The following is a 21,063-nucleotide window of genomic DNA, read 5'->3' on the forward strand; positions in this document are numbered from 1 at the left end:
CTTATTGCTGGATCGTCCTCAGGTATTCAGCCAAGGCCACAAGGCGACGGGGCGTGGGTGTCATAACACCCGGTTCAGTTTCGACCATCACCAGTTCACCTTCCAGCCTGGGCCAGAATTTGGGCATGGCACCATAATGATCGCCGCGGGAATAGCCATCGATGGTCGACATCACCTCAACCATTGGAAATTCGCCGCCGTTGCGCGCCGACAGCGTCGTCAGATCAGGTGGCGCGATGGGCAGACCTGCAGCGGCTGGTCCGTCACCCCTGCCCGTATCACCGTGGCAGCCCGCGCAAAGTGCTGCATAATCTGATCGCCCGACCTGTTCATTGGTCTGGCATCCCGCCAACGCCATAGCGATTGAAATCGCAGCAAAGCCAATCCGCATGTCCACCTCCCTCATCCAGATTGCGATCAACCTTGCACGTTTGGCGGCATTCCGTTTTGATCTGAATCACATGCCGTTCCTTTACACAGGAAATACCCCCATGGCCGATAGTTCGCCGATAGATCCGGATCGTCTGCACGCGATTTTGCAGTTTATTCAGGCGGCCGAAGCGCTGAAAGACACTTTGCGCAGTGGTCACACCGCGCAGGGGCGTTCAGAAAGTGTGGCAGAACATACATGGCGGCTGTGTTTGCTGGTATTGATGTTCGACAAAGAGCTGCGCGATTACGATCTGCTAAAGATCCTGAAGCTGTGCATCGTTCATGATCTGGGCGAGGCGATTTCAGGCGATGTCCCCGCCATTCATCAAAGCCAAGGGGATGACCGCGAAGCCCGAGAGCGCGAAGACCTTCACCAGCTTTGCCAGCCTCTGCCTGCCGATCTGCGTGATGAAATCACGTCGCTTTGGGACGAATACACAAATGCCGCATCGCCCGAGGCGATTATGGTCAAGGGATTCGATAAGCTAGAAACAATGCTGCAACATCTGGCTGGTCGAAATGCACCCGATTTCGACTATGCCTTCAACCTTGACTACGGCACCAGGCAAACCGGGCGCCATCCGCTGTTGCAACAGATCCGCGACGTTGTGGATGCCGAAACGCGCACACGGTGTCAGCCGTCGTAGGTCCAATTCACCCACCGCCCGTGAAAATCGACACGGGCCAGATTGAACCGAAGATCACCGGGCCAAAGGCGCAGGGTCAGTGCTGCACTTTTGGGTGTGCCGTCGGCCTCCATCGACACCAGTGCTAGGGGGGCATCCGGCGTTGCCACAGCCCCTGCCGCTTCTATCAGTTTGTTGCCGCGTTCCTGAACCTTGCCAGGGAAATACTGCCAGGCAATCGTGTGATAGATTATGTGCAAATGGCCCGCCCGCGGGGTCAGGCGGGTTTCAAGCCAGTCAATCGCATCACCTTGGTCAATAGCGGCGTCAAAGATGCTGATCGCTTTGTCCGTCAGTGCCCGTCGTTCTGGCTGATCAGGCCAAAGATAGGCGCGCAGCCGCAGTTGGCCTGCGGCAGACCGCGCATCAATCGGGTTCAAATCGACACCCCGCCGTTCGACCACTTTAGGATGTGCAACGGACGGAACCAGCCCCGACCAGTCGGGCTCAAAGGTCAGCGCCGGGCCATCAGCACCGATAATCTGTTGCCCGACCTGCATCGCATACTGATCCCACATCAGGTTCAAACCCGCGCTGGCCCCCAGTTCCGAGACAATAAATGGAAGCTGATAAAAGCTATGAATAACGTGACCTGCTGCAATCAGAGCAACTGACCGGCGGACCTCATTCGTTTGGGGTGGGCTGTTGATCCAGTCATCCAGAAAATCGTGATGGCGGGTCATGCTGGCCGCGACAGTATCCCAAAGCTGGTCGTCTGAAACACCATTCGGCGGATAAACCTGCCCCAGCCGGGCATCGCCTTGCAAAACCAACGCATGCAATCCGCCCGCCAATCGCAACGGGACTGAGTCACCGGCCGAACTGACATCGCCCGGCCAGTTGAACATCCGATCCGTCAGGGGCGTTCCCGGCTGCATCCGGTCCGCACATATCGCAAAAAGCCGCTGCATGAACGGCGACCCAAGCTTGCCGCAGCTTTTTGATTGCGACAGGAACGCCTTTTTCAGGGTCATCGGAATTTATCGACAAGTTTCTGCAAGGGGCTGCGGTTGTCTTCGACCGGTTGTTCCTGCTTGACCGCGGGCTTTTCCGTTTCAGCCACCGGTTTGGTTTTTGATGACCGGGCCGGTTTGACACGCAAGGCAACGGCGTTCATGAATTTACCGCTGTCCCCGTCCGCCAGATCAGGCGCACCATCGGCGATCCCGCGCAGCAGATCGTCCAGCCAGGTCTGGTCCTCTTTCGAAAAATCATGCAACACATAATGCGACACCAGATCCTTGTGACCCGGATGCCCGATACCCATTCGCACGCGCTGATAGTCCGCGCCGATATGTTGGTGCATCGACCGCAATCCATTATGGCCCGCATGGCCGCCCCCCGCTTTCACACGCAGTTTCCCAGGGGCAAGGTCCAGTTCATCATGGAAAACGACAATATCTTCGGGCGTTAACTTGTAGAATCGCATGGCCTCGCCCACCGACTGGCCGGACAGGTTCATGAACGTCTCGGGCTTCAACAAGATCACCTTTTCACCGCCCAGGCGCCCTTCGGACAGACTGCCCTGAAATTTGCCACGCCACGGTGCAAACCCGTGATCATCGGCAATCCGGTCCAGCGCCATGAAACCGATATTGTGTCTGTGACCGGCATATTTCGGCCCCGGATTGCCCAAACCAACAAACAGTTTCATACCAATCCCCTTTTCTGCGGGTCGACAATAGCAGCGCTGATCCCAAAACGAAACGACACTGATTGTGGTCTGTGGACCACTTCCTTTACGTCACAGGTCAGGCCAATCCGATTTCGCATTGACCATGACCCGTTTGCCGCGTAGGGGCGTGCGATCACCATCACAACGGCTTCCTGGCGTGGTGGATTAACCCTAATGGAGCACTTTCATGTCCCGTAAGAATTATATCTTCACTTCGGAATCCGTGTCCGAAGGCCACCCTGATAAGGTCTGTGACCGTATTTCTGACGCCGTTCTGGATGCTTTCCTGTCCGAAGAACCCGAAGCGCGTGTGGCCGCCGAAACCTTTGCCACAACCAATCGCGTCGTCATCGGTGGCGAAGTCGGCCTGTCCGACAAAAGCAAACTGGCTGAATACATGGGGCGGATCGACGATATCGCCCGCGCCTGCATCAAAGACATCGGATACGAACAGGATAAATTCCACCATGGGACCTGCGAAATCACGAACCTGCTGCACGAACAATCGGCACATATTGCCCAGGGCGTCGATGCCTCGGACAACAAAGACGAAGGCGCGGGCGATCAGGGCATCATGTTCGGCTATGCCACCCGCGAAACGCCCGAATTGATGCCAGCACCGATCCAGTATTCCCACGCTATCCTGCGCCGTTTGGCCGAGGCGCGCAAATCCGGTCAGGAACCGACGCTGCGCCCGGATGCGAAATCTCAGATCAGTTTGCGGTACGAAGACGGTAAACCGGTTGAGGTCACATCGATCGTTCTATCCACCCAGCACGCAGACGAAAGTCAGACCAGCGATGACATCCGCCTGATTGTCGAACCCTATATTCGCGAGGTTCTGCCAGACGGCTGGATCACGGAAAACACGGAATGGTGGGTCAATCCCACTGGAACCTTCGTCATCGGCGGACCGGACGGTGACGCAGGTCTGACGGGCCGCAAGATCATCGTTGACACCTATGGCGGGGCTGCCCCCCATGGCGGCGGTGCGTTTTCCGGCAAAGACCCGACCAAGGTTGACCGATCCGCCGCATATGCAGCACGATATCTGGCCAAAAACGTCGTGGCCGCAGGCATGGCCGACCGCTGTCTGATCCAGCTGAGCTATGCGATTGGTGTGGCAAAGCCTTTGTCAATCTATGCCGATACATATGGCAGCGGCGACGTGCACCCATCTCAGATCGAAAAGGCAATCGATCAGGTGATGGACCTGACCCCGCGCGGCATTCGCCAGCATCTGGAACTGAACAAACCGATCTATCAGCGCACCGCGGCCTATGGCCATTTCGGGCGTGAACCGGATGCAGATGGCGGCTTTAGCTGGGAACGCACCGATCTGGTTGAGGCTTTGAAAAAGGCTGTCTAATCTGCCCTTATGGCAAAAACGATGAAACGGTCGAAAGCGCAGTACGGTATGATCTTTGCCGTCATCTTTGCGCTTTCGATCGTTGTCTTTGGCGCGGCGTTATACGGACTTGAACGCATCGCCCCACATATAATAGGCACCCCCGCATTTGCAGGCGCCTTGATGGGGGGTGGTGTCGTCGCGCTGATCATTCCGTTTTCGATGATTGCGCGCGTTTTCGTGACCCACGAAAATCGCTCGATGCGGTTTTTCGAAGGCTGGTCGCTGACCTTTCTTTTCACGTTGATTGCAATTGTGCTGGTGGTTGTTTTGAGGATCGCATCCAATCTGGCAATCTACGGCACCGCAGGTGGTACATTTGACTGGCGAAACCTGAACAGCGATCTAACTGAACTTGCGCAGCTGGCCGCGATCAGTTTTGTGGTCATTCTATTTCTATTCCGAATACTGCTTTGGACCGGTATGCGCTCGGCCCTAAGATGGGCCGAACGTAACTGAGCATTCAGGAAAAGTGCACGTCGAATTCCTGCAGGATGTTGCGGTAAACGTCCCGCTTGAACGGCACGATCGCATCCAGCAAATCCGCCCGATCCAGCCATTTCCACTGCGAAAATTCCTGATGTTCGGTTTCGATCTGAATATCGCCGTCCTGACCCAGAAACTGCATCAGGAACCATTTTTGCCGCTGCCCCCGGTACTTGCCGCCCCAAAGCTTTCCGATCAGATCATCTGGCAGGTCATAGTTATGCCAACCCTCCGTCTGCGCCATGATGCTGACGCGGTCTGACCGCAGCCCGGTTTCTTCCCCCAATTCGCGCAGGGCGGCCTGTTCTGCCGTTTCGCCCGCATCGATCCCGCCCTGAGGCATCTGCCAGGCATCAAACTGGCTGTCGATCCGCTGGCCGACAAAGACCTGATCGTCTTTGTTGACCAGCATAATGCCCACGCAGGGGCGATAAGGCAGATCCTTCACGTTCTTTTTCCTATGATCAGTCGACACCGCCCATGCAGATATATTTGATCTCGATGAAATCATCGATACCGTATTTCGACCCCTCGCGACCCAGGCCCGACTGCTTGACGCCGCCAAAGGGCGCAACCTCGGTCGAGATGATGCCAGTGTTCACGCCGACAATCCCGGTTTCCATCGCCTCGGCCACGCGCCAGACCCGACCCAGATCGCGGGCATAGAAATACCCCGCCAGACCGAATTCGCTATCGTTGGCCATGTCGATGACGTCTTCTTCCGTTTCGAACCGGATCAGCGCGGCCAGGGGGCCAAAGGTTTCTTCCTTCGCCAGTTTCGCCGATTGCGGGACATCAACCATGACGGTGGGTTCGAAAAAGGTGCCGTCCATCTTGTGCCCGCCGGTCTTGACTGACGCGCCCTTGCCCGTCGCGTCATCGATATGCGCCTGAACCTTTTCGACGGCCGCTTCGTTGATCAGCGGGCCTATCTCAACCCCGTCTTCGAAACCATCACCGACTTTCAGGGCATCGACCTTCTGGGCCATCTTGTCGGCAAAGGCATCATAGATACCGGCCTGCACATAAATCCGGTTGGCACAGACACAGGTCTGACCGGCGTTGCGGTATTTGGCGGCGACCGCACCGTCGGCTGCCGCATCCAGATCGGCGTCATCGAAGACGATAAAGGGGGCATTGCCGCCCAGCTCAAGGCTCATCTTCTTGATGCCATCAGCGCATTGTTTCATCAGAATGCGACCGACGCGCGTGGACCCGGTAAAGGTGATTTTCTTGACTTTCGGGTTCGCGCACAGTTCTTCGCCCGCGGCGGCGGCATCACTGCTTGGCAGGATATTCAGAACGCCTGCGGGAACACCCGCGCGGTCGGCCAACACCGCCATCGCCAGCGCCGATAGTGGTGTCAGTTCAGCCGGACGCGCGACAACGGAACAGCCCGCAGCCAAGGCCGGACCAACCTTGCGGGCGATCATGGCATTCGGGAAATTCCAGGGCGTGATGGACCCCACAACACCAACAGGCTGCTTGATCACCACAATCCGCTTGTCAGGCTGATGCTGAGGGATCACATCGCCGTAAATGCGCTTGGCCTCTTCCCCAAACCATTCGATGAAGGATGCCCCATACAGGATTTCCCCCTTGGCTTCGGCCAGTGGTTTGCCCATTTCGGCCGTCAGGATCTGGGCCAGATCATCGGCATGCTCAACCATCAGATCGAACCACTTGCGCAAAATCTGCGCGCGTTCTTTCCCGGTCTTGCGCACCCAGTCTTTCTGCGCTTTGTCAGCCAGATCGATCGCCTCTTTCAGCATCCCCGTCGAACAATCCACGACATCGGTGATCACCTGACCCGTCGCGGGGTTCGTGACGGAAAACGTCTGATCGGCATCCATCCATTGCCCATTGATATAGGCTTGCGACCTTAGAAGATCGGTGTCATTCAATTTCATCTCATCCTCCCTTTGGCGCGCGGGCGCCGTGAAATCTTTGAAACAGCATTTGTGCAGCAGTCTTGTCCGGCGGGACGCTGGTCTGCAGCAAGGCGATGCGGGTGAACAGCGTGACCTCATCCGGGTCGCTTAGAATATCCTCGATTGCCTGGCTGTGCGCCTTGACCGAGGTATCATGAGCATCGGCGACACCCGGCAGCCCGATCAGGCCCCGCAAAGCAACGCGGCTGGTGTCCGCATGACGTTGGATACTGGTGTCGGTCACGTTATTGAAATTCCGCTCGGCCCAATAAGTTGCATCAATTTTCTTGTTCCTGCGGTTTGGCAAGCCGCGGCGTCGTTTAACCATGAAATCCTCGGCCGAGCGCAACGAATAGTGATTAAGCTGCACCATGGCATAAGGGTCCGTTTGCGGCAGTAAAACGATCTGATCGTCGTTTGCAACAAATTCATCGGGCATCTCGCGGCCTGCCCCGTCGACCCATCTGGGTCTGGCGTTCTGGCGTTGCTTTGGCCGGTGAACGCCCGGTTTGCGAAAGGGGCCGTTTTTCACTCGGTAGAGCGTTTTGAAGAACCGCGTGACGGCAGGGAACAAGGCAACCTCAGGCGCCGCTTGAGTAAAGCGCTGTGCGACAGGTTCGTCAACAAAGGTCAGATGCCCCGAATGCCCAAACAACCGCCACTGCAGGATGATAGCATCGGCCTGCGCCCGGTCTATCAGGTCGGTCAGGTTTTCAGCGGGGGATTTCAGAACGACGAATTCATCGCAATCGATGCACATCGCCCAGTCAGCCTGCGCTAAAATCGGATGCGCCGCGGCCAGCTTCAAAGCCTGCCATTGCACAGACTTCTGCCCTTGCGTCTGACGCACATGGGTCAGCCAGCCTGTCGTCGCCAGACGATCCAGCAAGATATCGGTGCCATCGGTGCAATCGTTTGAAAAGACTAGAAAATCGGTAACGCCCAACGCGCGATGATGCGCGATCCATTCCAGAAGAAACGGCCCTTCGTTACAGACAGTTGTGATGATCAGGATGCGCCGCGATTTCATAACGCCGGACGTTAGAGGACATTATCCAGCAATAACAGACCCTTGTTCTTTCCGGCGGTTCGCGTCACACCTTTCGGGCATCCGAACCAAAGGACCAGAGATGAGGGCAGATTTGCCATTCGCGCGCGCAGGCCAGACAATTGGTTTGCTGGGCGGGTCATTTGACCCACCGCACGCAGGCCATGTCCACATCACGCACGAGGCGATGAAGCGGTTTGATCTGGATGGTGTGTGGTGGCTGGTGTCGCCCGGCAATCCGTTAAAGGCCCACGGTCCGGCGCATATTGACGCCCGCTTGCAGGCGGCGCGCGGTCTGCTGACGCACCCCAATGCGACCGTTACCGATATCGAAGCGCGGATCGGCACGCGGTATACAGCCGCAACCCTGCAAAAGCTGCAACAGCTTTACCAAGGTGTCCGGTTTGTGTGGCTGATGGGGGCCGATAACCTGGCCCAGTTTCACCGTTGGGACAACTGGCAGTGGATTATGCAGAACGTCCCAATCGGTGTCATAGCCCGCCCCGGTGATCGGATTTCTGCCAGAACATCCAAGGCCGCGCGCATCTATCGCCGTTACCGGATCAAGGGCCGTCAGGCACCAATGCTGGCCCAGGCGTCGGCCCCGGCATGGTGTTTTGTGAATGTTCCCTTGATGCATGTTTCTTCATCAGCTATCCGCAATCGGGGCGATTGGGTCAGCAAATCTGCCGCATTACAGTAAAAACCCAATGAATTCGGCGAAAAAATGCCGAAAATATATTGTCAGATCGGCTATAGTCCGCTTTTATCCTTTCATGGATCGCGGTGTTTCAAGACGGGTTTTTCTAGGCGGGCTTTTGTCCGGCGTGGCGTCGGGCGCCTTTGCCAATGACTTTGGCAGCCCAACGATCCCCAAACCGCATCCGATCAGTTTCAAGCAATCCCAGGCTGCATCTCTGGATCAAATTGTGCGGTCGGCCGGTCTGTCTGGCGATATCGGTTTTGCAGTTGCTGACGCGAAAACCGGCCGCATTCTTGAAAGCCGAAACCCTAACGCCGAATTGCCCCCGGCCAGCGTCTCCAAGGCCATTACCGCGGCCTATGCCCTGGCAGTTCTCGGGCCCGGATATCGCTTCAAAACGCGGGTTATTACCAAGGGATCTATCCAGGGTGGCGTTCTGAAGGGCGACCTGTATCTTGTTGGCGGCGGCGATCCGGTTCTGAACACCGATGATCTGGCGGATATGGCCGCCAGTGTTAAAAAACGCGGCATCCGTCGGGTTCAAGGCAAATTTCACGTGGTGGGAACGGCCCTGCCCTTTGTCTATTCGATTGATCGCGACCAGGCCGCTCACCATGGCTATAATGCCACGATTTCCGGGATGAATGTGAATTTCAACCGGGTGCACTTTGAATGGAAACGGGCGGGCCAAAGCTATACGACAATCATGGGGGCGCCTGCGGAACGGTTTAAACCAGCGGTTTCCGTGTCCCGTATGGAGATCGTTGATCGTAAACGCCCGGTCTATACTTATAACCGCGATCAAAAGTCCGAGCGTTGGACCGTGTCACGCACAGCCCTGGGCGGCGGCGGCGCGCGATGGCTGCCCGTCCGCAACCCCGAGATCTATGCCGGCGATATATTTCGCGCCGTCGCCAAGGAACTGGGCGTGTACCTGCCCCGTGCAACGATCAGAAAAACAGTCAGTGGCGGCACAGTGATTGCGGAAAATCGCAGCCCCTCGATGGCCTCACTTTGCCGTGGCATGTTGAAATATTCGACAAATCTAACAGCCGAGTCATTGGGGATGATGGCGACCAAAACACGGAACGGGTCGGTCAATAGCCTGCGTGCCTCGGCCCGGGAAATGTCAGACTGGGCCAAGCAGACCTATGGGATCAACGCCGACTTTGTCGATCATTCGGGCCTTGGGGATGCGTCGCGCATTTCAGCGCGTGAAATGGTCAAAGCCTTTGTCAAACTGCATCACGGGCCATTGGCCAGCCTGATGAAGAATATCCCCATGCGGGATGCCAACTACAAAATCGTTAAAAATCATCCTGTCAACGTGCAGGCGAAAACCGGCACTCTGAATTTTGTCAGTAGCCTGGGCGGGTATCTGTCAACGCCGGATGGCACCGAACTGGCCTTTGCCATCTTTACCGCTGATATGCCCAAACGCCGTCAGGCGCGGTCATCCGGGCAGGACCGGCCACAGGGTTCACGCGGCTGGAACCGCAAGTCACGCCATCTGCAACAACGTCTGATGCAACGTTGGGGTGCTGTTTATGGGACCTAGACACCGCTAAAAGTGATTAAAACGTCATCACAAAATTAAAATTGCCGAAAGGATGGGCAATGCAGCCCTTGACCCCGGCGCGCTGTCAGTGAAAAACCACGCAATGCTCGCTTACATCATCAAACGCATCGTTCAATCTGTCATCGTCCTGCTGGTCGTGGGGTTGGTAGCCTTTGCCATGTTCCGATTTGTCGGCGATCCGATCGACAATATTCTGGGACAAGAACGCACGCAGGCCGATATCGAACGGCTGCGCGTTGAACTTGGCCTGGATCAACCCTTTGTCGTGCAATACTGGAATTTTCTGGCCCGTGCGGCCCAAGGGGATCTGGGCGTCAGTTACCGCCAATCCCGCCCCGTTGTGGAAATCCTGCTGGAACGCGCCCCTGCTACGCTTGAACTTGCCGCCGTATCAGGCGCCATGGCAATTATTTTCGGGATCATGCTGGGGATTTTCACCGCCATCCGAAGGGACGGTTTCGCTGCAAACACAATCATGACCATATCATTGATCGGGGTATCGCTGCCGACCTTCCTGATAGGTGTTCTGTTGATTTATTTCTTTTCCGTCGGGATGCAGTTCACCCTATTTGGTCAGACGATCAGCACTGATCTGGGTTTGCCCAGTTTCGGGCGCGGCGAAACGGTGAAGATCGGGGGATGGTCGACCGGTTTTCTGACTGAATCGGGGCTGAAAGCGCTGATACTACCCGCGATCACCCTTGGTCTTTACCAAATGACACTGATCATGCGACTGGTCCGATCAGAAATGCTTGAGGTTCTGCGACAGGACTATATCCGCTTCGCCCGTGCCCGCGGTCTGCGCGAGCGGGCCGTGAATTTCCGCCATGCTCTGAAAAACACCCTGGTCCCGGTGATCACCATTACCGGTCTGCAGTTGGGATCGATCATCGCCTTTGCCATCATCACTGAGACGGTGTTCCAATGGCCGGGCGTTGGACTGCTGTTTATCAACTCAATCCAAACCGTCGATATCCCGGTAATGGCTGCTTATCTGATGCTGATTTCAGTGATGTTCGTGGCCATCAACCTGGTGGTTGACCTTCTTTATTTCGCCATTGATCCCCGCCTAAGGGTCGATCGCACGGCGCGGGGGCATTAAGATGGCAGACACCGGACTGAACACGCCCATTTCCAAGATGACCGCGAAATCCGGTCGTGGCGCAGCGTTCTGGAACAGCGATCTGGTCTACAGCTTTCGACGGTCGCCCGTAGCTATCATATCCACCTTGGTCACGGTGATACTTGTTCTTACTGCAATACTCGCACCGTTGATTGCACCACATAATCCATTTGATCCGTCAACACTGAACCTGATGAACGGATTTTCACAGCCCATGCAACCTAATGCTTTTACTGGGGAAACCTTTTGGTTAGGGACTGATGGTCAAGGACGAGATATTTTCTCAACAATTCTTTATGGTATGAGAATTTCGTTATTTGTGGCGTCGCTGGCTGTTTTGTTTGCCATGGTTTTAGGAGTCACTTTAGGTCTGATTGCCGGATATGTCGGCGGCTGGGTTGACACCATTATCATGCGAATTGCTGATGTTCAGCTGACCTTTCCATCCATACTGATTGCAATGTTGATATCGGGCATAGCCCGCGGATTTACCCCCGTACAATATCGGGACGAAGTTGCAATTTGGGTGCTAATCATAGCAATCGGTCTTTCTGACTGGGTGCAATTCGCACGCGTTGTCCGGGGCACGACGCTGATCGAAAAAAACAAAGAATATGTTCAAGCCGCCCGCATGATCGGCAGAAGCCGAGGCGCCATAATGCTTTGGCATATTCTGCCAAATGTTTTGAATCCGGTTTTGGTCATCGCAACGATTTCATTTGCTTTGGCTATCATAGCCGAGGCGACGCTTAGCTTTCTGGGCGTCGGCGCGCCACCCACCGAGCCATCTTTGGGTACGTTGATCAACACGGGCAGGGATTTCCTGTTGTCTGGCGAATGGTGGATTTTATTGTTCCCTGCGTTGACCTTACTTGCACTGGCCCTGTCAGTGAACCTGCTTGGTGACTGGCTGCGCGATGCCCTGAATCCGAGGTTGCGTTAATGTCAAATACAGTTCTATCGATCCGCAACCTTGTGGTTGATATTCCCACGCGCCATGCCGTTTTACGGCCTGTCGATAACGTCAGCTACGATATTGCCGCGGGCGAGATTTTGGGCGTTGTCGGGGAATCTGGCGCGGGTAAATCCATGGCGGGGAACGCTGTGATCGGGCTTTTGAACAGGCCTGCGCATATTTCGGGGGGCGAAATCTGGCTGAACGGCAACCGCATCGACAATCTGCCACGGGAAAAACTGCGCCGGCTGCGGGGCAAGGACATGGGGATGGTGTTTCAGGACCCGCTGACATCGCTTAACCCCTTGTTACGTATCGGCGATCAGCTGACGGAAACGATGCTGACCCATCTGGATATCAGCCGGTCCGAGGCTGAAAAGCGCGCCGTTGCGGCCCTGGAAGAGGTCGGCATTCCCGCCGCCGCCGAACGCGTGAATTCCTATCCGCACGAATTTTCCGGCGGTATGCGGCAGCGGGTTGTCATTGCGCTGGCACTCTGCGCCGAACCGTCGCTGATCATCGCGGATGAGCCCACAACCGCGCTGGATGTGTCGGTGCAGGCGCAGATCATCGCGCTGCTGAAACGTCTTTGTCGTCAAAGGGGTACGGCCGTGATGCTGATCACCCACGACATGGGCGTGATTGCCGAAGCCTGCGACCGTGTGGCGGTGATGTACGCCGGGCGTTTGGCTGAACTGGGCCCGGTGCGCGAGGTGATTCAGAACCCGCGGCACCCCTATACGGACGGATTGATGGGGTCGACGCCGCTGGCTTCCAAGGGGCAAAAGCGGCTGCGGCAGATCCCAGGATCGATGCCGCGTCTGGGTCGGCTACCCGCGGGATGTGCGTTTAACCCGCGCTGCCCCAAGGCACAGGACGCCTGCCGGATAGACCCGCCCCCGACAATGGAAGACGGTCGCGCGGCCTGCTTGTATCCTATTGAAATTGAAAAGAAAGTCCCTGCATGAGCGCGCTCATCTCGGTTTCGGAACTGACCCGAATTTTTGATGTCTCAAAGCCCTGGTTGAACCGGGTGCTGGAACGCTTGCCCAAGCGATTTCTGACGGCGGTTTCTGATGTAAGTTTTGATGTCGATGAAAAGACGACCTATGCGCTGGTGGGCGAAAGCGGGTCTGGAAAATCGACGATTGGCAAGATGATCGTGGGGCTTTTGCCACCGTCCGACGGGCATGTGACCATCGGTGAAGTTGATCTGGCGATTGAGCGGGACAAGCAGAAAATCGATCAGGCGCGGCGCGAAATTCAGATGATTTTTCAAGACCCTTACGCCAGTTTGAACCCTAGGTGGAAAGTGCGCGCGATCATCAATGAACCGGTGGCGGCGCGGGGCGAAGATACAAACGGGCTGGCAGAAAGACTGTTAGAGCAAGTGGGTCTGTCGGCCGAAGATGCCGACAAATATCCACATGAATTTTCCGGCGGGCAGCGGCAACGGATTTGTATCGCCCGCGCCCTGTCATCCGAACCGAAACTAATTGTCTGTGATGAGCCGACCTCGGCCCTGGATGTGTCGGTTCAGGCACAGGTTTTGAACCTGATGAGTGATCTGAAAGACGAATTTGGCCTGACTTATCTGTTTATTAGCCATGACTTAACGGTCGTGCAGCATATGGCCGACAAGATCGGGGTGCTCTATCTGGGTCGTCTGGTGGAAGAGGCCGCACCGGGCGATCTGTTCGAAAACCCCAGGCATCCCTATACGCAGATGCTGCTGGCTGCCGCGCCGAAAATGGATGGTTTCGGGCGCGAGGTTGAGCCGCCCAAGGGCGAAATTCCCGATCCGATCAACCCGCCGTCGGGGTGTGCCTTTCACCCGCGCTGCCCGATTGCGGTGGATCGCTGCAAGGCGGAACGCCCAAAGATACGTCAGGTCGGCGGGTCACGCGTGGCCTGCCATCTTGCTGAATAAAAAGGATTATTCAGCATCGGCCTGATCCGACGCAACGTCATGAAAGTTAAACCAATGTGCGGTTGGAATTTTGGCCGGAAATACATGTGCAAATTGCACATTTTCGGGGTTTTCGGCAAAGCGACCTTCGGCGTTTGTCACAAAACGTACGTTTTGTACGCAGGTTTTGTACGATTCCCGAACGTACAAAACGGGCTGTCAATGCACCCGCAAGGGTCGGGTTCTGGCAACTTTCGGGCCGGGTTAACCCTTTTTGGGGTCTGTTAAGACGTTCATAAACATATCGATCAGGTGCAGTGGCTGTCGTGTTTGGCCAAGTGGGATGGTTTTGCCGGTTATGAGTATGGCCGAGCATCGTTCTAAAAACCTGAAATGTGTTTAGGAGCCGAGGGCAGCGACCGGCCCGAGGGTGGGTGCGAGACAAGCGCCCGCCCTGGGGGGCGGGTCGGGCGCTGCCCGGTGGTGTCCACCGGGCAAGATGGGCGAATACAGCGTTGCAGGTTTTTAGGATAACGCTCTAGCAAGAGGTCCCGGATCAAGTCCGGGACTGCGCGGGGTTCCAAAAATCAAGAATAGCCGCAGCTTCGCAGTTGCAGCTGGTAGACCAACGCGCGGGATTCGACCTCGTTCGCGACGCGCAGCAGCCAGGATTTGCTGTAGTAGCTGCCACGGGCAAAGCCGGTGTGACCTTCGTGATAGGCCAGATACTGATTGCGGGCGTCGGTCAGGGCGATGCCGTTTCGATCGCGCGTTTTGTTCATGTACCAGCCCATGAAATCCGTTGCATCGTCGATGCTATCCCGGCGGGCGCGGGACCGGCCCTGCTCCTGGCGGTATTCATCCCATGTGCCATCCAGCGCCTGCGAATAGCCATAGGCCGAACTTTGACGACCCATCGGGATCACACCCAGTGAATACTGCAGCGGCGTGCGCGCGTTGCCGATGAATTTGCTTTCCTGATAGATCGTGGCCATCTGCACATGCACCGGCACGCCCCATTTGCGCTGTGTCTGCTGCATGGCGCGCAGATAATTGGGGCGTTCGTCCACGATGCTGCAGGCATCATCCAGGTTTCGGGGCGCGGAAAAGTTATCGCTGCCACCGCCGCCGCATCCGGACACCAGCAACAGGACCATCATTGCGCGAAGCGTTCTGCTCATCTGCCTCTCGTCATTCTTTGTTTTTTGACAGGGTACCCGAAAACACCCCCTGCCGAAAAGCCTATTTCCGGTGGGGTTAGATCAAAAATACTAACAAAATCGGAATTGTGATCACCGATAGCAGGGTTGAAACAACGACAAGCCCCGCGACGGCATCTGCATCGGCTCCGTATTTTTCAGCCAGAAGGTAAGATGTGACGGCAACCGGCGTGGCAAGTTGCAGCACCAGAACGGCCAGCGCGACGGAATCCAGCGCCAGCCACAGACCCACGCCCCAGGCAATGGCCGCGCACAGGATGGCTTTTACGACCGACAACCAGATCGCGCGCGTCAGCCGACCGGGGTGCAACCGGGCGATGGCGACGCCCAGGGTAATCAGCATGATGGGAATGGCCATCTGACCGATCAGATCCAGCGCGTTGGTCAGAAACCGGGGCGTCTGCCACCCCTGCCAAAGAAAGACCGCGCCCAAAAGCGTCGCGCCGACAATCGGTTCGCGAATGACCTTCAGCACAGATCCTCCGCCCGACACCAACCACACGCCGAAGGTAAAGGAATAGATTGCCATGACCGCGAAAACCACGACAGCATAGCTAAGCCCCGTGTCGCCAAACGCAAAAAGCGCCAACGGCAAGCCAAGGTTGCCAGTATTTCCCATGATCAGCGGCGCAAGATACGTGCGGCGATCAAGTTTGGCCACCAAGACAAGGCCAAAGAACACGATGGTCACAACGCCATAGGCCACGGCCGAGGCCAGGGAAAGCGCCGTCAGCGCCTGGGGGTCGATCCTGGTTTGCATGAGCGCGACAAAAATCAGACACGGCACCGATAGCGTCATCGCAAGCCGTGTGACAAATTCAACTCTGTATTCAAACCCCAGTTTGACCCAAATAAAGCCGATCAAAGCCAATAGAAAAACGGGGGCCGTAACCTCAAGAACTGTAAGGACGATGTTCACAAACTGTTTCCGCTATGTGATGGCTCAAATGTGGACTCTGGGCATTGATAGGTCTAGATATCCTGTATAGGGCTGTCTATTATGTTGCAAACACGCGCCAAATATAACCTTGGGCAAGTTGTCCGCCACCGCAAACATCCGTTTCGCGGGGTTATCTTTGATGTGGACCCTGAATTTTCGAATACCGAAGAATGGTATGATGCCATTCCCGAAGAAAGCCGGCCTGAAAAGGATCAGCCGTTCTATCATTTACTGGCTGAAAACGATCAAAGCTATTATGTGGCCTATGTGTCGGAACAGAACCTTGTGGCGGATTATTCCGGCGAACCGGTGACACACCCCGATCTGCCCGAGCTGTTTGGCCATTTCGAAGACGGCAGCTATTCTGTTCATTTTCAGCTGAACTGATCCCACCCGTTTTGTGCATTTGCGCAAGGGGGTGTCTGCCGTAAATCGGACTTTCACGCTTTCTTATCGCATTATATGTATGGAACGGTTCAGACATATATTGAGGATTCGATGACACGCCCGATCGTTGGTATCATTGGCAACAGCTATCTGATCAATGACGAATACCCTGCCCATGCGGGCGGCACCATGAACTCTGAGGCTGTCAGTCAGGTGTCGGATGCCATTCCGATGGTTATTCCATCCGATCCCGCGTTGGTCGATGTCGAAGAACTGCTTGAGGTCTGCGATGGCTTTCTGCTGACTGGTGGTCGGCCCAATGTGCACCCCAATGAATATGGTGAGCCCGAGACCGAGGCCCATGGCGCCTTTGACCGGGCACGCGATGCGATCACCCTGCCGTTGGTACGGGCCTGTGTTGAACGCGGGCAGCCGTTTCTGGGCGTTTGTCGTGGTTTTCAAGAGGTCAACGTCGCCATGGGCGGCACATTATATCCCGAAATCCGCGATCTGCCGGGGCGGGATAATCACCGCATGCCGCCCGATGGGACGCTGGAAGAAAAGTTTGCCCTGCGCCACTGTGTGACATTCACCGAAGGGGGCGTGTTTCATCGCCTGATGGGGTCGCAAAAGGTGATGACGAATACCTTGCACGGTCAGGGGATCAAGACCGCCGGGCGCAACGTGGTTATTGATGGTCATGCGCCCGACGGCACGCCCGAGGCGATTTATATCAAGAATGCCCCGGGCTTTACCTTGTCAGTGCAGTGGCATCCCGAATGGAACGCTGCGACCGATCCCGTGTCCCGTCCGCTGTTCAAAGCGTTCGGAGAGGCAGTGCGGGATTGGGCAACAGACCGCCGGGCGCCACAAACACTGATGCGGGCTTAGAGCATGTCGCGCAAAAGTGGGTACCAGTTTTGCGCATAAAGACATGCGACCCGAAAAGGTTAGAGCGCGTTGCGTGAATGCAAATGAACGCAGACACGCTCTAATCACGCCACCGGTAAGGACGCAGGTTGCGGCGGTCGCGGCGGTCTTCGATCCGGTCCAGCGGGCCGCGATCATAGCGGCGGTCAATCCGATCTTCGACACTGTCAGCCACCGCCATACGACGCAGGTTAGGGCGATCGTCGCGCCGATCTTCGCGACGGTCGACACGATCTTCAAGACGATCCAAGCGGTCTTCCCGACGGTCAAACCGGTCCTCGCGGCGATCAATGCGATTTTCGATGACATCCGATCTGTCAAGAACACGCGGTCTAAAGTCATCTGCCTGAACGGCCGCCGATGACCCGAAAACCATAAGGGCAATCATAACATATCTCATAGGTTTCTCCTGTTTAGGTCCTATGATCATTGAACGGGCCCTATTCCATCTTCCGTCGAAAAAACTATGATGAATTTATGAAACGCAGCGAAATCAATATGATAATGGAAAACGCGGTTGAGTTCATCCGCACTTATCGCATTGCCTTGCCGCCTTTTGCGTGGTGGGGGCGTGATGATTTTCAGGGCCCCACGGCGCAAACGATCATCGAACGTCGTTGCGGTTGGGATATTACCGACTATGGCGCGGGCGATTTTGATCAGATGGGCCTGTTTCTGTTCACCCTGCGCAATGGTCTTTTGGCGGACCTAAAGCGCGGCGGCGGCATGTGTTATGCTGAAAAGCTGCTGATTTCGCGTCAGGATCAGATCAGCCCGATGCACACGCATGTGATCAAGGCCGAAGACATCATCAACCGCGGCGGTGCGACGCTGGCGGTGCAGCTTTACGGGTCTGATGATCAGGGTGGATTTGACGAAACCGCGGGTGGGTCCGTCTTTTGCGACGGGGTCAAGCGCCCCTTTGCCGCGGGCGAGGTGCTGAAACTGGCCCCCGGCGAAAGCGTGACGCTGATGCCCGGCGACTGGCACGCCTTCTGGGGCGACGGCGGCGATGTGCTGATTGGTGAGGTCTCGACGGTGAACGACGACGAAACCGACAACATCTTTCGCGATCCGATCGGTCGATTTTCCAATATTGATGAGGATGAAGCACCCCTGCATCTGTTGGTCAGCGATTATGTTAAATGGTTTTCGGGCAACTGATGTGGCCAAGTCACGCCGGTCTTAGCCAAGTTGAAAACAAACATTTGCCCTGTGAGATGCAGTTGCTAGGCTGATGACAGGGGATTCGGGAATGCCAAGCATAGAAGTCATCTATTTTTCGGGCAGCGCCCATACAGCGCAACATGCCCAGGCCATTCAAGCAGGCGCCAGTGAACTGGCAGAGGCGACTGTGCGTGAAATACCGCACGACGGCGATATCTGCGATGATACTTGGCGCGCGCTCGATGCTGCTGATGCCATTGTCTTCGGGGCTGAAAATGAATCTGATGCAGCCAATGACCCCCTGAACAAACTGACCCGTGACAGTTTTCGGCGATATTGGGGCGACAAGATCGCCGCCTGTTTTGTGCCCCCCGCCATCGGAGCTGAAACAGAAGCGCAGCAAAGGTTCTGGGATCTGGCCTGCCGGCACGGCATGACCTGGGTTGCGCCGGGTGAACCGGATGATTTGGGAGATATCAATACCAACCTGCGGCGGTCCCGTGATCTGGGGCGGCAAGTGGCCGAACTGGCCGACGCTTTTTCCTGAAGTTGATGATATGAGGTCCCGGATCAGGTCCGGGACACTGCAAATATATTATCGCTGCATTGTCTGCAGATAGCTGACCAGATCAACCATCATTTCGCTGGTCAGAATGGGCGTGCCGTCTTCGGCATCAAGTGCTGCACTGCGCCCGTCCAGCATATGGCCAAACATCGGCATAGGGCCGCCATGCGATGTGATCGGGTCGCGCCCATCGATGCGGAAAACCACGCGCACCATCGGAAAGACACCTTCGTTATTCGCGGTTAGTCGTGTCAAATCAGGGGGCTGGGTGGCCAGTGCGCCCGTCATTGGTCCGTCACCACGACCGTTTATCCCATGGCAGGTTGCGCAATTCTGAAGAAATATCTGTCGGCCGGCTTCGACGCTTTCGGCAGATGCGCCCGTTGCCATCAGTCCAAGTATGATCAGTGTTCGGATCAGCATAGCGTCCTCCATCCTGGTGCTTTCGATCCAGTCTAGCGTGTGCCCGAAAACAAACTTTGATCCTGATCACGTCGGCGCAAGATTTCAATTGACCAATAAAGCACCGGCAAGAAAAAAGGCCCGCCAAACGGGGGCCTTTTCAAAGATATAGATTTTCAGATTACTCTTCTTCCAGCTTTTCGATCGCCTTTTGCAGATCGTCTTTGCTGACTTCTTTTTCTTTGACTTTCGCCAATTCGAAGACGTAATCGACGACCTTGTCTTCGAACAAAGGCGCACGGATTTGCTGTTGCATCTGCGCGTTTTGCTGAACAAACTCAAAAAATTGGCGTTCCTGACCGGGGTACTGACGCGCCTGGTTCATGATCGCTTGCGTCATTTCCGCGTCTGAGACCTGAACTTCCGCCTTCTGGCCCAGCTCGGCCAGCAGAAGGCCCAGCTTCACGCGGCGTTCGGCCAGTTTGGTATGTTCATCGGTCGGTTCGATTTCAGGGTGATCGTGCCCTTCGACATCAGGGTTTTCTTCGTGCCACAGCTGATGGGCGATCTGACCGGCTTCGGCCTTGACCAGCGATTCAGGCAGATCAAAGTTGACCTTTTCATCCAGGGCATCCAGCAATGCGCGCTTCATCACCGCGCGGGCGGCACCGGCATATTCGGCCTCAAGCCGTTCGCTGATCTGACCTTTCAAACCTGCCAGATCCTCGGCCCCGAATTTTGTGGCCAGTTCATCATCGATCTCGGCCGCTTTGGGGGCCTTGACCGCTTTGACGGTGCAGGAAAACACGGCGTCTTTTCCGGCCAGATTAGCGGCGCCGTATTCTTCGGGGAAGGTCACTTTGACCTCGACCTCTTCACCCGCTTTCGCGCCGACCAGCTGATCTTCGAACCCGGGGATAAAGCTGTTTGAGCCCAGAACCAGCGGATAATCCTCGGCAGCGCCGCCATCAAAGGCCTCGCCATCGACCTTGCCGACGAAATCGATCACAACCTGATCGCCGTCCTTGGCCTTTGACCCCTTTTTGCGATCATCGAAGCTTTGCGCGGTTTCGGCCAGGTTTTTCAGCGCCTCGTCAACGGCCTCATCTTCGGCTTTGACCACCAGCTTTTCCAGCGAAATCGACTTCATGTCGACCTCGGGGATTTCTGGCAAGGCCTCGTAATTCATGTCGACGTGAACGTCGTCGCCTTCTTTCCAGTCCTCGTTGGTCATTTTGACCTCGGGCTGCATGGCGGGGCGGTCGCCGCTATCTTCGAAATGCTTGTTCATCGCGCCGTCGATGGCTTCTTGCATGGCCTCGCCCAACAGACGTTGACCGAACTGCTTTTTCAGCAGCGCCATAGGTACCTTGCCCTTGCGAAAGCCCTTCATTTCGACGTCTGGCTGTGCTTCCGCCAGCTTTTCGTTGACTTTCTCGTCCAGCTCGTTGGCTGTGACGACGATGGAATAGCCACGCTTGAGGCCGTCGTTCAGGGTCTCGGTGACCTGCATCTAT

General features: G+C 56.1%; 24 protein-coding genes and 1 riboswitch. Of the genes, 13 read left to right on the plus strand and 11 right to left on the minus strand.

Going from position 1 to position 21,063, the window contains the following annotated elements:
- Position 1 precedes the first annotated feature (1 nt).
- Positions 2-391 carry a c-type cytochrome gene (locus H7848_RS15655; protein ID WP_208353308.1) on the minus strand — a complete coding sequence of 130 codons (390 nt, stop codon included), beginning with the start codon at positions 389-391 and terminating at the stop codon, positions 2-4.
- On the opposite strand from H7848_RS15655, the gene H7848_RS15660 reads away from it, so the two are divergent.
- Positions 390-1,079 (plus strand): HD domain-containing protein, encoded by a 690-nt coding sequence (locus H7848_RS15660; RefSeq protein WP_237072791.1) that lies wholly within the window; start codon positions 390-392, stop codon positions 1,077-1,079. The two genes, H7848_RS15655 and H7848_RS15660, sit on opposite strands and share 2 nt — an antisense overlap.
- Here H7848_RS15660 and H7848_RS15665 read toward each other — a convergent pair.
- A complete protein-coding gene (locus H7848_RS15665) occupies positions 1,067-2,092 on the minus strand; it encodes a DUF2332 domain-containing protein (protein ID WP_208353310.1) in 1,026 nt (341 codons plus the stop codon). The genes H7848_RS15660 and H7848_RS15665 overlap by 13 nt on opposite strands.
- Positions 2,089-2,772, minus strand: a complete 684-nt coding sequence (pth, locus tag H7848_RS15670; protein ID WP_208353312.1) for an aminoacyl-tRNA hydrolase — start codon at positions 2,770-2,772, stop codon at positions 2,089-2,091. Before pth ends, H7848_RS15665 begins: the two co-directional genes overlap by 4 nt.
- A gap of 154 nt (positions 2,773-2,926) precedes the next feature.
- Positions 2,927-2,975, plus strand: a riboswitch (SAM-SAH riboswitch).
- 5 nt (positions 2,976-2,980) lie between these two features.
- On the opposite strand from pth, the gene metK reads away from it, so the two are divergent.
- Together metK and H7848_RS15680 are read left to right on the plus strand one after the other, a co-directional pair.
- The gene (gene metK, locus H7848_RS15675) at positions 2,981-4,162 is read left to right on the plus strand and encodes a methionine adenosyltransferase (protein ID WP_208353314.1); all 1,182 of its coding nucleotides are present in this window, start codon (positions 2,981-2,983) and stop codon (positions 4,160-4,162) included.
- A gap of 21 nt (positions 4,163-4,183) precedes the next feature.
- Complete coding sequence (locus H7848_RS15680; RefSeq protein ID WP_208353316.1) at positions 4,184-4,660, plus strand: hypothetical protein; 477 nt, start codon at positions 4,184-4,186, stop codon at positions 4,658-4,660.
- Positions 4,661-4,664: 4 nt separating this feature from the next.
- Here H7848_RS15680 and H7848_RS15685 read toward each other — a convergent pair whose 3' ends face one another.
- The 3 genes from H7848_RS15685 to H7848_RS15695 are packed head-to-tail and all read right to left on the minus strand — an operon-like array spanning position 4,665 to position 7,648.
- Positions 4,665-5,198, minus strand: coding sequence for an RNA pyrophosphohydrolase (locus tag H7848_RS15685; protein WP_208353318.1), 534 nt, complete (start codon positions 5,196-5,198; stop codon positions 4,665-4,667).
- The gene (locus tag H7848_RS15690; protein WP_208353322.1) at positions 5,152-6,597 is read right to left on the minus strand and encodes an NAD-dependent succinate-semialdehyde dehydrogenase; all 1,446 of its coding nucleotides are present in this window, start codon (positions 6,595-6,597) and stop codon (positions 5,152-5,154) included. The genes H7848_RS15685 and H7848_RS15690 overlap by 47 nt, the downstream gene beginning before the upstream one ends.
- A 1-nt stretch (position 6,598) precedes the next feature.
- Positions 6,599-7,648: a glycosyltransferase family 2 protein gene (locus H7848_RS15695; RefSeq protein ID WP_208353324.1), complete on the minus strand. Its 1,050-nt coding sequence runs from the start codon at positions 7,646-7,648 to the stop codon at positions 6,599-6,601.
- 100 nt (positions 7,649-7,748) lie between these two features.
- On the opposite strand from H7848_RS15695, the gene H7848_RS15700 reads away from it, so the two are divergent.
- The 6 genes from H7848_RS15700 to H7848_RS15725 all read left to right on the plus strand — a co-directional run bounded on the left by H7848_RS15700 (position 7,749) and on the right by H7848_RS15725 (position 13,956).
- The gene (locus H7848_RS15700; protein WP_208353327.1) at positions 7,749-8,369 is read left to right on the plus strand and encodes a nicotinate-nucleotide adenylyltransferase; all 621 of its coding nucleotides are present in this window, start codon (positions 7,749-7,751) and stop codon (positions 8,367-8,369) included.
- Positions 8,370-8,442: 73 nt separating this feature from the next.
- Positions 8,443-9,927: a D-alanyl-D-alanine carboxypeptidase/D-alanyl-D-alanine endopeptidase gene (gene dacB / locus H7848_RS15705; RefSeq protein WP_208353329.1), complete on the plus strand. Its 1,485-nt coding sequence runs from the start codon at positions 8,443-8,445 to the stop codon at positions 9,925-9,927.
- 103 nt (positions 9,928-10,030) lie between these two features.
- Entirely contained in the window at positions 10,031-11,050 is a 1,020-nt protein-coding gene (locus H7848_RS15710) for an ABC transporter permease (RefSeq protein ID WP_208353379.1), read from the plus strand.
- 37 nt (positions 11,051-11,087) lie between these two features.
- A complete protein-coding gene (locus H7848_RS15715) occupies positions 11,088-12,014 on the plus strand; it encodes an ABC transporter permease (RefSeq protein ID WP_237072792.1) in 927 nt (308 codons plus the stop codon).
- Positions 12,014-12,994, plus strand: coding sequence for an ABC transporter ATP-binding protein (locus tag H7848_RS15720; RefSeq protein ID WP_208353333.1), 981 nt, complete (start codon positions 12,014-12,016; stop codon positions 12,992-12,994). The genes H7848_RS15715 and H7848_RS15720 overlap by 1 nt, the downstream gene beginning before the upstream one ends.
- Positions 12,991-13,956 (plus strand): ABC transporter ATP-binding protein, encoded by a 966-nt coding sequence (locus tag H7848_RS15725; RefSeq protein WP_208353335.1) that lies wholly within the window; start codon positions 12,991-12,993, stop codon positions 13,954-13,956. The genes H7848_RS15720 and H7848_RS15725 overlap by 4 nt, the downstream gene beginning before the upstream one ends.
- A gap of 566 nt (positions 13,957-14,522) precedes the next feature.
- On the opposite strand, the gene H7848_RS15730 is transcribed toward H7848_RS15725, so the two are convergent.
- Both H7848_RS15730 and H7848_RS15735 read right to left on the minus strand, forming a co-directional pair.
- Positions 14,523-15,116, minus strand: a complete 594-nt coding sequence (locus H7848_RS15730; protein WP_208353337.1) for a transglycosylase SLT domain-containing protein — start codon at positions 15,114-15,116, stop codon at positions 14,523-14,525.
- A gap of 76 nt (positions 15,117-15,192) precedes the next feature.
- Positions 15,193-16,074: an AEC family transporter gene (locus H7848_RS15735; protein WP_208353339.1), complete on the minus strand. Its 882-nt coding sequence runs from the start codon at positions 16,072-16,074 to the stop codon at positions 15,193-15,195.
- Between the two features lie 81 nt (positions 16,075-16,155).
- On the opposite strand from H7848_RS15735, the gene hspQ reads away from it, so the two are divergent.
- Positions 16,156-16,482 (plus strand): heat shock protein HspQ, encoded by a 327-nt coding sequence (hspQ, locus tag H7848_RS15740; RefSeq protein ID WP_208353340.1) that lies wholly within the window; start codon positions 16,156-16,158, stop codon positions 16,480-16,482.
- A gap of 111 nt (positions 16,483-16,593) precedes the next feature.
- Positions 16,594-17,373 carry a gamma-glutamyl-gamma-aminobutyrate hydrolase family protein gene (locus H7848_RS15745; protein WP_208353342.1) on the plus strand — a complete coding sequence of 260 codons (780 nt, stop codon included), beginning with the start codon at positions 16,594-16,596 and terminating at the stop codon, positions 17,371-17,373.
- 100 nt (positions 17,374-17,473) lie between these two features.
- Here the strand turns inward: H7848_RS15745 and H7848_RS15750 are convergent, their stop codons facing one another.
- Positions 17,474-17,812 (minus strand): hypothetical protein, encoded by a 339-nt coding sequence (locus H7848_RS15750; RefSeq protein WP_208353344.1) that lies wholly within the window; start codon positions 17,810-17,812, stop codon positions 17,474-17,476.
- A gap of 77 nt (positions 17,813-17,889) precedes the next feature.
- On the opposite strand from H7848_RS15750, the gene H7848_RS15755 reads away from it, so the two are divergent.
- Both H7848_RS15755 and H7848_RS15760 read left to right on the plus strand, forming a co-directional pair.
- Complete coding sequence (locus tag H7848_RS15755; RefSeq protein WP_208353347.1) at positions 17,890-18,576, plus strand: D-lyxose/D-mannose family sugar isomerase; 687 nt, start codon at positions 17,890-17,892, stop codon at positions 18,574-18,576.
- Between the two features lie 91 nt (positions 18,577-18,667).
- Entirely contained in the window at positions 18,668-19,126 is a 459-nt protein-coding gene (locus tag H7848_RS15760) for a flavodoxin family protein (RefSeq protein ID WP_208353349.1), read from the plus strand.
- Positions 19,127-19,174: 48 nt separating this feature from the next.
- Here H7848_RS15760 and H7848_RS15765 read toward each other — a convergent pair whose 3' ends face one another.
- A complete protein-coding gene (locus tag H7848_RS15765) occupies positions 19,175-19,567 on the minus strand; it encodes a c-type cytochrome (RefSeq protein ID WP_208353352.1) in 393 nt (130 codons plus the stop codon).
- A 160-nt stretch (positions 19,568-19,727) separates the two neighbouring features.
- Entirely contained in the window at positions 19,728-21,059 is a 1,332-nt protein-coding gene (gene tig / locus H7848_RS15770; RefSeq protein ID WP_208353354.1) for a trigger factor, read from the minus strand.
- Positions 21,060-21,063 lie beyond the last annotated feature (4 nt).

Origin of the sequence: Pseudaestuariivita rosea (assembly GCF_017592335.1) — a bacterium.
Classification (GTDB): domain Bacteria; phylum Pseudomonadota; class Alphaproteobacteria; order Rhodobacterales; family Rhodobacteraceae; genus Parasulfitobacter; species Parasulfitobacter rosea.

Excerpts from the sequence above, each read along its gene's own strand:
- metK (WP_208353314.1), top strand. The coding sequence starts at position 2,981 with ATGTCCCGTAAGAATTATATCTTCACTTCGGAATCCGTGTCCGAAGGC.
- H7848_RS15655 (WP_208353308.1), bottom strand. The coding sequence starts at position 391 with ATGCGGATTGGCTTTGCTGCGATTTCAATCGCTATGGCGTTGGCGGGA.
- H7848_RS15715 (WP_237072792.1), top strand. The coding sequence starts at position 11,088 with ATGACCGCGAAATCCGGTCGTGGCGCAGCGTTCTGGAACAGCGATCTG.
- H7848_RS15710 (WP_208353379.1), top strand. The coding sequence starts at position 10,031 with ATGCTCGCTTACATCATCAAACGCATCGTTCAATCTGTCATCGTCCTG.
- H7848_RS15765 (WP_208353352.1), bottom strand. The coding sequence starts at position 19,567 with ATGCTGATCCGAACACTGATCATACTTGGACTGATGGCAACGGGCGCA.
- H7848_RS15720 (WP_208353333.1), top strand. The coding sequence starts at position 12,014 with ATGTCAAATACAGTTCTATCGATCCGCAACCTTGTGGTTGATATTCCC.
- H7848_RS15660 (WP_237072791.1), top strand. The coding sequence starts at position 390 with ATGTCCACCTCCCTCATCCAGATTGCGATCAACCTTGCACGTTTGGCG.
- H7848_RS15685 (WP_208353318.1), bottom strand. The coding sequence starts at position 5,198 with ATGATTTCATCGAGATCAAATATATCTGCATGGGCGGTGTCGACTGAT.
- H7848_RS15680 (WP_208353316.1), top strand. The coding sequence starts at position 4,184 with ATGAAACGGTCGAAAGCGCAGTACGGTATGATCTTTGCCGTCATCTTT.
- H7848_RS15760 (WP_208353349.1), top strand. The coding sequence starts at position 18,668 with ATGCCAAGCATAGAAGTCATCTATTTTTCGGGCAGCGCCCATACAGCG.
- H7848_RS15690 (WP_208353322.1), bottom strand. The coding sequence starts at position 6,597 with ATGAAATTGAATGACACCGATCTTCTAAGGTCGCAAGCCTATATCAAT.
- H7848_RS15695 (WP_208353324.1), bottom strand. The coding sequence starts at position 7,648 with ATGAAATCGCGGCGCATCCTGATCATCACAACTGTCTGTAACGAAGGG.
- dacB (WP_208353329.1), top strand. The coding sequence starts at position 8,443 with ATGGATCGCGGTGTTTCAAGACGGGTTTTTCTAGGCGGGCTTTTGTCC.
- H7848_RS15750 (WP_208353344.1), bottom strand. The coding sequence starts at position 17,812 with ATGAGATATGTTATGATTGCCCTTATGGTTTTCGGGTCATCGGCGGCC.
- tig (WP_208353354.1), bottom strand. The coding sequence starts at position 21,059 with ATGCAGGTCACCGAGACCCTGAACGACGGCCTCAAGCGTGGCTATTCC.
- H7848_RS15700 (WP_208353327.1), top strand. The coding sequence starts at position 7,749 with ATGAGGGCAGATTTGCCATTCGCGCGCGCAGGCCAGACAATTGGTTTG.
- H7848_RS15665 (WP_208353310.1), bottom strand. The coding sequence starts at position 2,092 with ATGACCCTGAAAAAGGCGTTCCTGTCGCAATCAAAAAGCTGCGGCAAG.
- H7848_RS15755 (WP_208353347.1), top strand. The coding sequence starts at position 17,890 with ATGAAACGCAGCGAAATCAATATGATAATGGAAAACGCGGTTGAGTTC.
- H7848_RS15745 (WP_208353342.1), top strand. The coding sequence starts at position 16,594 with ATGACACGCCCGATCGTTGGTATCATTGGCAACAGCTATCTGATCAAT.
- H7848_RS15725 (WP_208353335.1), top strand. The coding sequence starts at position 12,991 with ATGAGCGCGCTCATCTCGGTTTCGGAACTGACCCGAATTTTTGATGTC.
- H7848_RS15730 (WP_208353337.1), bottom strand. The coding sequence starts at position 15,116 with ATGAGCAGAACGCTTCGCGCAATGATGGTCCTGTTGCTGGTGTCCGGA.
- hspQ (WP_208353340.1), top strand. The coding sequence starts at position 16,156 with ATGTTGCAAACACGCGCCAAATATAACCTTGGGCAAGTTGTCCGCCAC.
- pth (WP_208353312.1), bottom strand. The coding sequence starts at position 2,772 with ATGAAACTGTTTGTTGGTTTGGGCAATCCGGGGCCGAAATATGCCGGT.